This window comes from Streptomyces sp. NPDC007189 (assembly GCF_040703635.1).
Taxonomy (GTDB): Bacteria; Actinomycetota; Actinomycetes; order Streptomycetales; family Streptomycetaceae; genus Streptomyces.
On record NZ_JBEYEY010000025.1, the window covers coordinates 50,700 to 63,635 of the forward strand.

Annotated in this window: 7 protein-coding genes and 4 pseudogenes; 5 read left to right on the top strand and 6 right to left on the bottom strand. The window is 68.8% G+C overall.

The genetic code is table 11. The features are described 5' to 3' along the window. The first annotated feature begins 111 nt into the window (after window positions 1–111). Window positions 112–2,355 carry a SpoIIE family protein phosphatase gene (locus AB0950_RS36125; RefSeq protein WP_360161266.1) on the top strand — a complete coding sequence of 748 codons (2,244 nt, stop codon included), beginning with the start codon at window positions 112–114 and terminating at the stop codon, window positions 2,353–2,355. 677 nt (window positions 2,356–3,032) lie between these two features. Here the strand turns inward: AB0950_RS36125 and AB0950_RS36130 are convergent. Further along, window positions 3,033–3,991: pseudogene (locus AB0950_RS36130) on the bottom strand (YbfB/YjiJ family MFS transporter). Window positions 3,992–4,341: 350 nt separating this feature from the next. Here AB0950_RS36130 and AB0950_RS36135 point away from each other — a divergent pair. Further along, window positions 4,342–4,950 (top strand): TetR/AcrR family transcriptional regulator, encoded by a 609-nt coding sequence (locus AB0950_RS36135; RefSeq protein ID WP_366780350.1) that lies wholly within the window; start codon window positions 4,342–4,344, stop codon window positions 4,948–4,950. A 21-nt stretch (window positions 4,951–4,971) separates the two neighbouring features. Here AB0950_RS36135 and AB0950_RS36140 read toward each other — a convergent pair whose 3' ends face one another. Both AB0950_RS36140 and msrA read right to left on the bottom strand, forming a co-directional pair. Then, complete coding sequence (locus tag AB0950_RS36140; protein WP_360161270.1) at window positions 4,972–5,550, bottom strand: CGNR zinc finger domain-containing protein; 579 nt, start codon at window positions 5,548–5,550, stop codon at window positions 4,972–4,974. Between the two features lie 287 nt (window positions 5,551–5,837). Continuing rightward, window positions 5,838–6,347: a peptide-methionine (S)-S-oxide reductase MsrA gene (msrA, locus tag AB0950_RS36145; RefSeq protein WP_360161272.1), complete on the bottom strand. Its 510-nt coding sequence runs from the start codon at window positions 6,345–6,347 to the stop codon at window positions 5,838–5,840. Window positions 6,348–6,773: 426 nt separating this feature from the next. Between msrA and AB0950_RS36150 the strand changes: the two are divergent. Further along, window positions 6,774–7,578, top strand: a pseudogene (locus AB0950_RS36150) (oxidoreductase); the annotation flags it as partial. 413 nt (window positions 7,579–7,991) lie between these two features. On the opposite strand, the gene AB0950_RS36155 reads toward AB0950_RS36150, so the two are convergent. Together AB0950_RS36155 and AB0950_RS36160 are read right to left on the bottom strand one after the other, a co-directional pair. Continuing rightward, entirely contained in the window at window positions 7,992–8,372 is a 381-nt protein-coding gene (locus tag AB0950_RS36155; protein ID WP_366780351.1) for a MarR family transcriptional regulator, read from the bottom strand. Between the two features lie 249 nt (window positions 8,373–8,621). Beyond that, complete coding sequence (locus tag AB0950_RS36160; protein ID WP_360161276.1) at window positions 8,622–9,284, bottom strand: DsbA family protein; 663 nt, start codon at window positions 9,282–9,284, stop codon at window positions 8,622–8,624. A gap of 268 nt (window positions 9,285–9,552) precedes the next feature. Between AB0950_RS36160 and AB0950_RS36165 the strand changes: the two genes are divergently transcribed. Then, a complete protein-coding gene (locus tag AB0950_RS36165) occupies window positions 9,553–10,197 on the top strand; it encodes a DsbA family oxidoreductase (RefSeq protein WP_366780352.1) in 645 nt (214 codons plus the stop codon). 246 nt (window positions 10,198–10,443) lie between these two features. Next, window positions 10,444–10,886, top strand: a pseudogene (locus AB0950_RS36170) (VOC family protein). A gap of 887 nt (window positions 10,887–11,773) precedes the next feature. On the opposite strand, the pseudogene AB0950_RS36175 reads toward AB0950_RS36170, so the two are convergent. Continuing rightward, window positions 11,774–12,846, bottom strand: a pseudogene (locus tag AB0950_RS36175) (IS630 family transposase). Between the last annotated feature and the right edge of the window lie 90 nt (window positions 12,847–12,936).

Here is a 12,936-nt window from a genome sequence, read left to right on the forward strand (position 1 = left end):
GGAATGGCGAGATACTGGACGGGCGAAAGATGATGACTATCACCTGAATACGCTGGGTACGGAAGGTGCTCCTCCCGACATCCACGTCTTCGCGCTGGAGGGAGTCGTCTCGTGGCCGGCACCGAACCAGTGACAGGCCGACAGCAGGTCGGCGGCCCTGTGATCAACGGTGCGGATCTCGCGGAGGTGCTCCACAGCGCCGTCCGGGAGGCCATGCACCGGCTGCACGCCGTCACGGCGGCGGTCTATCTGCTCGACGAGCGTCACGGCGAACTCCGGCTGGCCCTGGCCGGCGGAAGTCCGCCGTCGCTGTTCACCTTCGCCGGACGCATGAGGCTGGACGCGCCCCGCGCCACGGTGCGCGCCGTCCAGTCGGGCACCACGGCCGTACTCATCGATCCGAACCCCTCCGGCCCGGACCAGGAACACGTCCAGCCCTATCCGTACGCGGCGCTGTCGGCACCAGTGACCGCCGGGGACCAGCGCTTCGGCGCCCTGACCGTGCTGCGCGCGGAGGACCGCGGCGCCTTCTCGGCCGCTGAGTGTGACCAGCTCGAGGAGGTCGGCAACGACCTCGCCCGGGTTCTCGCCGCGCTCGTCAAGGACGGCGTAGCGGTGGCAGCAGGTCCGATGCCCATGCTGATCCCCCCGGAAGCCGACATCGACACCAGTGCGTGCACACCCGGCTGGGGCGTGCACGGCGTGCCGGGCTCCGGTGGGACGAGCATGATGTACCCCCTGCGGCGTCTGGCCGACCTGCTCAACCGAGCCACGGTCATGGAGGACATCGTCGCGGCGGCCGAGTACTGCGTCATGACCCCCCTGCGCGCCCAGGCCCTGGTCCTGGCCTCGGCGGCCGAGGGCCGTTTGTGGGTGCTGGGACACTGCGGGGCCTCCTCGGACCTCGTCCGGGGCCTCCATGGCCTCCGGATGAACGACCGCACACCGGCCACCGAGGTGTTTCGAGGACGTCCGCTGTTCGTGTCCGAAGGCCTGTCGCGCCTCGGCGACGGCCGCGACGGCCAAGCGCACACCGAGGTCTACATTCCGCTGACAGGCGACGACCAGCTCATCGATCTGCCTGTCGTGGGCCAACGGCACGTCGTCGGCGTGTGCTGTCTGACCTTCGACGCTCCCCGCGGTTTCCCGCCCGAGGAAAGAGCCCTGCTCGGCATGATGGCGGGACTGCTCGGGGCAGCCGTGGACCGCGTCGAGCTGAGCGCGCGGCAGCGTGCCGTCGCCGAATGCCTCCAGAGGACTCTTCTGCCGCCCGTGCTGCCCGATCTGCCGCGCCTTCTCACCACAGCCCGCTACCTGCCCGCCACGGTCACGTCCAAGGTCGGAGGGGACTGGTACGACGTGATCACACTGGCGGACGACCGCGCGGTGCTGATCGTCGGTGACGTCGAAGGTCACGCCATGGAGAGCGCCGCCGTGATGGGGCAGGTACGCACCGCGACAGCTTCGTACGCCACCGAGGGGCACCGTCCCGCCGCGGTGATCGAACGGACCGGCCGACTCCTCCAGAGACTGCGCACAGATCTCACGGTGACCTGCTGCGTCGTGTCACTGGACACCGTGGACGGCACTGCGGAGGTGGCCCTGGCCGGCCATCCTCCGCCCCTGGTACGCGGGCCCGACGGAAAGATCGGGGTCCTGGAGGCCCCGGCCAACGTCCCCTTGGGCGTGTGCCCGGCAGGCGCCTATCTGGGACGGGAGCACACCCTGGAGTCCGGTGCGCTGCTGATGCTGTACACCAACGGTCTCCTCGGCTGGGACACGGCGGATGCCGAGGCCCGCGGCCGGGCACTGCTCGGCTCGGGCGACCAGGGATCGCCCCTCGATATCGAGCAGTTGGCGGACGCGGTCATCTCCGAGGTGTCCGCACCGTGGCAGCGACGCGACGACGCCGTCCTGCTTCTCGCCCTGTACGAAGGGACGAGGGACCAGGACGAACCCCGGGTGGGAAGTCTGCACATTCAGCGTCACGACCTGCGCGGGGTCAGGGAGGCACGCGCGTTCGTGCACGACCGCCTGACTTCGTGGGGGCTGGACACCATGTCGGACGCGATGCAGCTGGTCGTCTCGGAAACCGTGACCAATGCGCTCGTGCATGCCGGCAGCGATGTCGACGTGCGACTGCGGGCGTTCGCGGATCACATCCGTCTCGAGGTACGCGATTCGGACACCAACCCCCCGGTCCCCTCACCCCTGGCACTGGCCGAGGAGACCGACGCGGAAGCGGAACACGGCCGAGGTCTGCTCATCGTCGAGGCGCTGGCCGAGATGTGGAACAGCTCCCCCAATGGGCTGGGCAAGACGGTGTCGCTGAACATGCCCATAACCCTTGACTGAATCGGGCGCCGAGGCACCGGCCAGACGCCCTGAGACCCGAGTGTCGTCGTGCTGCCCGTTGCCGAACGTCGGCCGAACCGAAGCTTTCGACGGCGCCCGGGTGTCAAACGGCGGGGTACTCCAGGGAGTCACCAGATGCCTCTCCCGACCACTGGGCCCATTCCGCGACATTCCGATGCGTGTCCGGTGCACGGGAGTCCGTGTCCCTCTCGTCACGCGGCCGCCGGGCAGCCGCCGGAGGAGCCGTCATGACGGTACCGAGGAGACGGATGCGGTGCATCCTGGGAAGATCGTCTGCGGACTCGGGATGCTTCACGGCCTCTCCCGCCAAGTGTCGATGTCTGATGCCCGCAGCGCTCACGGCACGCGCTGGTGCGCCGGGCGAGTCGAATGCTCGGGACAACCGCCGACGACCACGGCGCATTCCCTGACAGCCCTGACCCGCCCACGCCCGGGTACTGACACCGAACGATCCCTGACGGGACGTCATGTCCGGCTGACTTCCGGGGTGGGGGGAGTCTCACCGATCGGGCCAAGAGGGGCCGACAGCGCCGATTCTCATCGCATCGCATCGTACGGCGGACCCAGTGCTCACCGCTCCGACCGTCCACTCGATCCGGGAGGCGGGAGCGTCCTGTCGTACCCCCGGAACCGGCCGCGACGCGGGCGGCCAGTGGTCACTCGACCGCCTGGGTTGCGCCCTTGTCCAACGAGCTCGGCCGGTGCTCCGCGACAGGCTCCTGGCTCGTCCCCTGGTGTCGCACGGCGGGCAGGTGGTGGGGGAATCCGATGCGCAGGACGAAGGCGGCGAGCGCCGCGGCCAGCACCACGACAGCGGCCAGGACCAGCGCCTGGTGATAGCCGTGGTGCAGCAGGGGGGCGACGACGAGGGGGCCCAGGATCTGGCCGACCGAGTACCCGGCGGTCAGCAGCGCCACGGCACGGGGGAACCGCAGGTGCGCGCCCGCTCCGAGAGCCAGCGTGCTGACGCCGATGAAAGTGGCGCCGAAGAGCGCCGCAGAGATGAGTGCGGGCGCGACCCCACTGACCAGAGCAGGCAGCGCGATACCCACGGCCTGCACGGCCAGCGCGGCGAGCAGCAGGTCCGGACGGGACCAACGGCGCCCCAACGCCGCGCAGAGGGCGGAGGAAGGAATGGCCGCCAGGCCAACGAGCACCCATGCGCCGCTGCCGATCCAACCGGGTGAGGTCTGTTCGATGGCTGCGACCAGGAAGGTGCCGGCGATGATGTAGCCGACGCCCTCCAGTGTGTAGGAAGCGAACAGGGCACCGAACCAGCGATGGGTACGCGGACCTGCCGCCTCTTGCTCTGTCTCGGGCGCGGACGCCGTCCGCTGCGTGGCCGGCTCGGGTCGAAGGCTCCAGGCGGCGGTCAGTAGGACGGCCAGACCCGCGGAGGGTCTGTCGGCAGGGGCGGGAGCCAACTTGGCGACCGCCAATTACGTCGGGTACCTGATCGGGGCTCTGGCCGGGACACCAGGATGGGGGTGTACACGAAGCGGCCGACACCCATGCCGGCCGCAAGCGCGGCAGCCGCCTGGGCGACGTGGGCCCACGGCGAACGCAGCAGCCCGCTCGCGGCGTGCGGATGGCCTTGCGACGGTGTTGCGGTCATGCGATCTTCCTCAACGGTCCTCGAAGCCTCAGGGACAGGGCAGAGAGCGTTGCCGATGGCCCGGCGCGGCTTCGAGGCGTCGCAGGGGTCATCAGCTGCGGCAGGGCCGCGAAGAGCTGCGGTGCGCCCGCGCTCGTGCGCCCGCACTCGTGGACGCGTCGGCCCGGTACCGGGGGCCGTACCACCGTTGGGGGCTCACCCTGCCCCCAGAATGGGCCGGTACCTCCTGGACCTGACACGGCCGCGTTTCTTCCTGCTGAGAGGCTCAGCCTCCTACAGGACCCGGTCGCCGCCGGATCGAATAGAGAGGAACCCTAGCCGACATAGTCGGTCGGTCGTATACTCTGGATATGGGCCGGACAAGTGACGCGAAGGAAAAGATCCTCACCGCTGCGCACTCCCTGATCGAGCAGCGCGGCTACTCCGCTCTGGGCGTGGCCGAGATCTGCAAGACGGCAGGCGTACCGAAGGGCAGTTTCTACTATTTCTTCGAGTCCAAGGAAGCCCTTGCGCTCACGGTGATCGAGGAACACTGGGCCGCGGAGCACCGCGCGTGGACCCAGATCCTGACCAGTGACGCCGAGCCGCTCGAGCGGTTGCGGCAACTGTTCGAGGCCACGCAGGCCACGCAGCAGGCCGGCCAGGAAAGCTGCGGAGTGATCTCGGGCTGCCTGTTCGGCAACCTCTCCCTGGAGATGAGCAACCAGACCGAGGCCATACGCGAACGGCTTCAGCAGATCTTCGAAGCTCAGGCGCAGATGGTCGACGGCGTCATCACCGAGGCCCGCGAGCGCGGCGAGGTCACCGTGCAGGACACACGCACAGCAGCCCAGTCGATCGTCGCCCAGCTCGAGGGCCAGGTACTGTTCGCCAAGCTCTACAACACCACCGCACCACTGGCCACCCTGTGGACCAACTGCCTGGCCCTGCTCGGCGCCCAGGCACCGGCCCGGACCTGAACCGCGCAGCCCCCACCCGCTCTATCTGCCGGGCCGCACCGGCGACGCCGCCCGTGTCTCGTTCCGCTTGCGCGCACGATAAGCGGCCGCCTTGATCCTGTTACCGCACGGATCCATGGCACACCACTCCCGGCGACCGCCGTGCGACCGGTCGAGATACACCTGCGTGCACTCGCCCCTGCTGCATTCCTTCAGCAGCGCCGCCTCCGACCCGCCGAGCAACTCCACGGCCTGCCGGGCGATCGACGACAACGCCTGCCGCGGCGAACCCTCGGCCTGGCGGCACCCCCGTCGGACGAGCCGCGGAACAGCGGACGGCGTCCGGGCGGTGTCGTTGACCAGCGCCAACGCATCGGCGTCATAGTCCTCACCCTGCAGCGTGGCCGCGATCAGCAGATAGATCGCCTCACGAAGAGCAATCGCCTCCCGCACGTCGGCCGGTTCACACCGTGTGTCCCCGTCGACGACGCCCGACTCACGGAACCAGGCCTCGAGACTCTCCGTTGAGGTGAGCATCTCGGTGGGCACAGCGTTGCGCCGCGCCCGCAGCGTGCCCACGAAATCGAGCACCGGAGCCCCACACTTGAACGTATGCACCATGTCACCATTCTGACGGGTGACGAACTACACGGCAAGCAGCATCACCCACGCCCGAAGACGCCACGCCGCCGCTCGGACTCCCGGCCTTGCGGCGGGGATGCGAGATCCTTGTCCGCCTACGGTGCGACGGCCGTCCTCGACATCAACGACCTGCGCATCGTCAGCGACCCGGCGTTCCACCACGCCGGGACGCACGCACGCCTGACGAAGACGGGCACCTGGACACGCCTGCGTCCTGACGTCGCGCCGAGCACGGCCGGGACAGCACACCAGCCCCGTCCGTGGCCTCAGGCGCGCCTGGGCAGCCTCCAGTTGGGGCGCGGGAAGTGGCAGGTGTAGCCGTCCGGATAGCGCTGGAGGTAGTCCTGATGTTCCAGTTCGGCCTCCCAGAACGGACCTGCAGGTGCAACCTCGGTCACCACCGGCCCGGGCCACAGCCCCGACGCCTCGACATCGGCGATGGTGTCCTGCGCAACGTGACGCTGTTTGTCGTCGAGGAAGAAGATGGCGGAGCGGTAGCTCAAGCCGACGTCGTTGCCCTGCCGGTTGTTCGTGGTGGGGTCGTGGATCTGGAAGAAGTACTCCAGAATCGCGCGGTAGTCGGTGGCGGCCGGGTCGAAAGTGATCTCGATCGACTCGGCATGCCTTCCGTGGTCACGGTAGGTGGGGTGTGGCATGTCGTCGTCCCCGCTGTAGCCGACCCGGGTCGACACCACACCAGGAAGCGAACGGATCAGCTCCTGCATGCCCCAGAAGCAGCCGCCCGCCAGCAGCGCCTTTTCATGGACGGCGGTCATGGAGCATCACCCTCACGGTTCGACGAGTCAAGTCTCGCCCATCTTGAGGATCTCTCCGTAACCTGTCAAAGGGGTGACTTTGCGGCCGACGAAGGATCCGGAAAGCTCTGCAAAGAAAAAAATCTCTGGACATCGGACCTGACCGACCGGCCAAGCCACCAGTGAGGGCGCGAGCGCGCTGTACCGCGGGCCACGGCGACCGCTTCGTCCTGACGCCCAGCGCGTTCAGCACGCCGGCCCTTCAGCCGCATGCGCACGTAGACCCTGCCACCCGCGACGATAAGCCCCCGCACCAGACTTGGGACGCATCGCCTGCCAGTGGTTACGACTCCCCTGACGTTGCGGACACGACCTGGCCGAGGGCTATGCGCTCCAGCACTTGGGGAGCCGCGGGGATGTCACAGCCCTCGAGACGGGAGAAGATGCGGGCTCAGCCGAGCCTTCGTCCGGGAAGGGCTGAGCGCAGGAGACCTCGTCGTCGGCACGGTCCGCGATCCGCACCAGGTTGCCGCGTTCGAGGCCTTGGCCCCCGGCCGTGCCGTCGCCAGGCTGCTGGACGTGACCGACGACACCCCCGTCACGAGGGTGGTCGACGAAGTCGAGAGGACCGTAGGCGCGATCGACGTGCTGATCAGCAATGCCGGGTACGGCCTGCAGGGCACGGTCGGGGAGTCAGGCATGGACGGCCTGCGCCGGCAGTTCGACGTCAACGTGTTCGGCAGCGTCGCCGTCATCAAGGCCGTCCTGCCCCGCATGCCGCGGCGACACGCCGGTCACATAGTCACGGTGTCCTCCATGGCAGGGCTGATGGCGCTGCCCGGAGTCGCCTTCTACGGCGCGAGCAAGTTCGCCATGGAGGGCATCGCCGCCTCGCTGGCCCAGGAGGTCGCCGGGTTCGGCATCCGTGTGATCTCTCTCGCGCTGGGCTCCTTCCGTACGGACTGGGCCGGGCGCTCAATGGTTCGCGTACCGCGCAGCGGGCCCGACTACGACACGGTGTTCGACCCGATCCGGGCCGCCCGGCAGGCCAAGGACGGCAGACAGGCCGGTAACCCCGCCCCCGCCGCGAAGGCCCTCATGCAGGTGCTCGACAGCGACAAGCCGCCCGTCCACCTGGTGCTCGGCACCGACGCGATTGCGCCTGGTGGAGAGGGGACAGCGGCAACTGGCCGACGACCTGGCCGCATGGTCCGAGCTGTCGGCCTGCACCGACTTCCCCTCGGCCGGCTGACCTCGGCCACCGCCACGCACAGTCGCCGCACGAGCAGGTGACCGGCGCTCCGCGGTCCAGCGAGTCTCCCCTAACTGGTCGGTCAGGCGTCACCGGCCGGTCCATGCGCGCGCCCAGGCGGTGGAGGAAGACCTCGGCCGACACGATGACCACCACAGGCAGCCGTGGCCGCGGCCAACTGGCCGGACGGCCACGCCTGGTGACTGTCTCCGTTGACGGCCTCGCCGTCGGCCGAGCGCGATCACGGCCACTCCCTCGGCCCGACCGGGAAGCCGCGAAGCTTCCCGATTCGCCGGCTCAAGACGTTCTTCCAGCAGGCCCTTTGGCCGAGGCGGCCACGTTGACAGTGAGCCGACGCAGCAGTTCCCGTGCGGTGTTGATCTCGTCCTCGGTCAGTCCCATGGCCGACCCGATCACCGGGGGCACCCCGCGGATGCGGTCGCGCAGTGCGATTCCCCTGGGGCTGTCAGGGTCACTTCGACCACCCGCCCGTCCTCGGGGCGACGCTGCCGCCTGACCAAGCCGTTCGTCTCCAGCCGCTTGATCAGCGGTGTGAGCGTTCCGTAGTCCAGGTGCAGGGTGGTGACCAGGTCCTTGACGGGGACCGTGCTTTGCTGCCAGAGCACGAGCATGACCAGGTACTGGGGATAGGTCAGCCCGACGGCGTCGAGGAGGGGGCGGTAGACGCTGGTCACCGCGCGCGAGGCGGCGTACAGCGTGAAGCAGAACTGGTCGTCCAGCAGCAGGGAGGGCTCGGTGCCTTCACTCGCCGCGGGAGGACGAACATCGCGCACCTGTTCCTCCTCTTCTCGGTCACACGGATGACTCTACGTCGAGCTTCTAGTTCACTGTTGAATTGCGCACGAGGTAAGGAGGCGAGATGCCGCTGCCTCACTGGAGGGAGCGGGCCGGAAGCCCCTTCGGGGCGAGCGGATCGGAAGCACGTCTCGAAGTGCGTGTCAGCCGGGGACGGGTGCACCTGAGTCGGCACGGCGCGGGCCTGCCGCCGAGGGGCAGCAGTTCGGTGACAGGCCCCGGAGCGGCTACGGCAGGTTGCTGAAGTCCGGGCCGACCGTGCGGGTGCGCTTCAGCTCGTAGAAGCCGGGGGTCGAGGCGATGGCGAGCACGGCGTCCCACAGGCGCACGGCGTCCTCCCCCTTGGGCGTGGGTGTGACGACGGGGCCGAAGAAGGCAATCTGCTCGCCGTCCGGGCCCGGGAGAGCGACGACCGGGGTGCCTACGTCCTGGCCGACCTTGTCGATGCCCTCCTTGTGGGAGGCCCGCAACTGGTCCTCGAACTCGAACTGCCCCTGGTCGGCGTACTCGATGAGGCCGGCGGGCAGGCCAGCTTCCTCCAGCGCACGGACGATGACCTCGCGGGTCGGGCCTTCTCCCCGGTTGTGTATACGGGTGCCCATCGCGCTGTAGAGGCGCCCGAGGACGTCGGCGCCGTGCTTCTGCCACGCGGCGGTCACCACCTGGACCGGGGCCCACGCCTCACCCATGAGCTGCCGGTACCTCTCGGGCAGCTGGTCCAGCCGTGACTCGTTGAGCACCGCCAGGCTCATGATGTGCCAGCGGACCTCGATGTCCCGCACTTTCTGCACTTCCAGCACCCACCGGGATGCCATCCAGGCCCAAGGACACACCGGGTCGAACCAGAAGTCGACGGGTGTGGGAGCGGCCGGATCGATGGTCTGCGACATGGACTTCCTCGTCAATCGGACTGCGTCGTCGCCTTCCGCCGGACGTCGCGCGCACCGGGCGGCTCCTCGTCGCCCAGCGCGTCGGCTTGCGGCGGTGCGGCGTCTGGCCGGTGGACGCCCAGACGCTCCGCGGGTGGCGTTGTCGACCGGTCATCTATTACGGTCGACCCCATCATATCCGGCGCAGCCATCCGCACCGCAGCGGGCGTGCGCCCCCATCGCCGCACCGAGGGTTCCGCCCGGTACGGCTCACAGAGGAGACATCGCTATGAAGGTCGAGATCTGGGCCGACATCGCCTGCCCGTGGTGCTATGTCGGACGAGCGCGCTTCGACCGAGGGCTCGCCGCCTTCGCACGACGCGACCAGGTGGAGGTGGTCCACCGGTCCTACGAACTGAACCCGCAGGCCCAGAACGGCGACGTGCCGATCATCGACGCGGTCGCGGCCCAGTACGGGCGGAGCCGTGAGCAGCAGGTCGCCAGGGAGGAACAGGCCGCGTCCATGGCAGCGTCCGTGGGACTGGACTTCCGCATCGGAGGGCGCGTCTTCGGCAACACCTTCGACGTCCACCGCTTGATCCACTTCGCCCGGACCCGCGGCGTTCACGACCAGCTGCTGGATCTCGCCTTCCGGGTGAACTTCGCGGAGGAGCGCTCGATCTACGACCGCCAGACCCTGCTGGACGTGGCCGTCGAAGCCGGGCTAGGCGCAGAGGAGGCGCTGCGGGTGATCGACGATCCGGAAGCTCATGCCGCACAAGTGCGGGCCGATGAGCGCCTCGCCTCCGAACTGGGGGTGAGCGGCGTCCCCTTCTTCGTCCTGAGCCGGCGCTATGGGATCAGCGGCGTTCAGTCCGTGGAGACGTTCACCCGAACACTCGAACAGGCCTGGACCGAGCAGACGACGGCCTGACACCACCCACAGGCACGCCGTCCGCGGCGCGGGCATGCCTGTGCCGCCGTACGCGGGCGCGACCCCGTGCCCCTCAACCGCCGCCCCGGCACGTCGGCCGACCGGGCCCACGTGGCATCCGACAGGACGAACGAGCGAATCACCCACTTGACAGGTGATGCACCAGACTGCCAGCATCTCGCCACCATCCAGATCGGTGACGCACTGGGATGTGCGACGTCTTCGCCCATGGGAGTGAAAGCGCAGATGGACCTCAAACTGGAAGTCCTGGTGTTGCCCGTCTCAGACGTCGACCGCGCGAAAGCCTTTTACGAAGCCGTGGGCTTCCGCCTCGACGTGGACACGTCGCCGACGACACCTATCGGGTCGTACACCTGACACCCCCTGGCTCCCAGTGCTCCATCCTCTTCGGCACCGGTGTCACGACAGCCGCGCCCGGCACCGTACAGGGCCTGCACCTCGTCGTCTCCGACATCGAGGCCGCTCACGCAGACCTCGTCGCCCGCGGCATCGACATGGGTGACATCTTTCACGACGCCGGCGGCGTGTTCCATCGCGGCACCGAAGAAAGCCGGGGCAGCGGCGCCCACCCCGAGCGCGCCAGTTACGGCTCCTTCGCCGCCTTCAACGACCCCGACGGCAACAGCTGGATCCTCCAGGAAGTCACCACACGCCTCCCCGGCCGCTGAACGGCCAGCGCTATGAACAGCCGACTGAGGGCAGACAGGCCTGGCAGAGCCGCTTCCCGGGGAGCGGCAACCAACAGAGTGCACGAGCGGTAACGGCCCACGCTTCACGCCCCTGCGACGCAATCCCTCGCAGGGGCCGGGCCGGCCGGTGAGCAACGTGGCCGGATGGGCGGTGCCGAAAGGCTGAGCACCGTCATCGTGAAGTGGGAACTGCTCGGCGATCAGCGCCGCTTGGGGGCGGCAAGCCCGGCGAGGCACTGCCGGGGCCGCAGCGCCATGAGGGGCCTGCGAGCCCGGTGAGGCACTGCCGTGGCCCGCGTCGACGCGCGCCACGTGCCCGGCCTGGACCGCAGTGGACGGACCGCTGGACATGCCGGCCGTCCTCTCGCACCGCAATTTGGGCCGCCCACTGGACGGTCGACGACACATCGACCGGCCCGCCCCCGTCTCCTTCGACCTCCTGCCCGGTTACGGCACCCCGCCTGCGCGGCCAGGTCTCGGTGCGCACCTCCGACGGCGGCACCGTCCAGCTGACCGCGCGGCACATCGTGTGCCCGGTGCACCGGCAGCGGCACCGCCGTGCCGCGCATCGCCGGACTCGCCTGTCCCGGACCAACCGCGAGGCCGCCCATGCCAGCCGGGTTGCCGACCGTCTCGTGGTGGTTGGTTGGCGTGGTGGCCGTCGAGCCGGCCACCGTGCGGCAGGAGCTCGCGGGCAGGCGACCCTGCTGGTCCGTGGCGACGGACCGTTGACCGGTGTCGAGCCGTTCGCCGACGAGCCGGGCGCGTCCGGTGCCGACATGCGGATGAAGGCGTCGACCGCCTCGGCCGGCGCCCGCGAACGGCGCGGACGGCGAGCCGAACAGCACCCTCACGACGGCGGGGATTCAGGGAACCTCGCTCGCGCACCAGTGTCCTGAGTCGGGAATTCGGTTCAGATATCCGGCGAGGCGTTCGAGGATCTCGTCCGCGATCTTCGTCCAGATGAAGGGTTTGGGGTCTTCGTTCCAGGTCTTGATCCAGTTGCGGATGTCCTTCTCCCAGGGACTGGACGTTCCAGTGGACACCTCGCCGTATCTGTTTGTCCGTCAGCAGCGCAAACCACCGCTCGACCCAGTTGAGCCAGGAGGAGCTGGTGGGCGTGAAGTGCACATGGAGGCGGGGGTGTGTGGTCAGCCGTCGCTGGACGGTCGAGGTCTTGTGCGTCGAGGCGTTGTCGCAGACCAGGTGCACGTCCAGGCCGACTGGTACCTCCTTGTCGATACTGATGAGGAACTTCTTGAACTCCACGGCACGGTGCCGGCGATGGATCTGACCGATCACCTCGCCGGTGGCGATGTTGAGCGCGGCGAAGAGCGTGGTCACGCCGCCGCGCACGCAGTGGTGAGTCCGGCGTTATGGCATGCCCGGCATCATCGGCAGGACCGGAGCCGAAGGGTCCAGCGCCTGGATCTGCGTCTTCTCGTCCACACACAGCACCAGCGCATGCTCGGGCGGGGCGAGATACAGGCCGACCACATCGCGGACTTTCTCGATGAACTGCGGATCTTTCGAGAGCTTGGAGGTGTCCACCAGGTGCGGCTTGAGGCCGAAGGTCCGCCAGATACGTGTAATGGCCGACTGGGAGAGTTCCACTTCCTTGGCCATCGACCGCGTGGACCAGTGTGTGGCGTCCTTCGGCGTGGCCTCGAGTGTCTTGACGACCACTTCTTCCACCTGGGCGTCGGTGATCTTCCGGCGACCGCCCTGGCGTGGCTCGTCGGTCAGGCCCTCCAGCCGGTCCCGTACGAGGCGGGCTCGCCACTTGCTCACCGTGTGCTCCTCGACGCCGAGCAGGGCGGCAACCTCTCTGTTCGAAGCGCCGGTTGCGCACTCCAGCACGATCCGGCACCGCAGGGCCAGGGCCTGGGGAGGTCCGGCGCCTGGCCCAGCGGCTCAACGCCTCACGCTCAGGACGCATAGTGTTCGGAGTCGCCCGCCGCGTCACGGAACGGCGGGGGCACGCCGTGCGGCGCTCCGGCAGGCCGCGGTTCAGGCGGGCAGGGCCCCA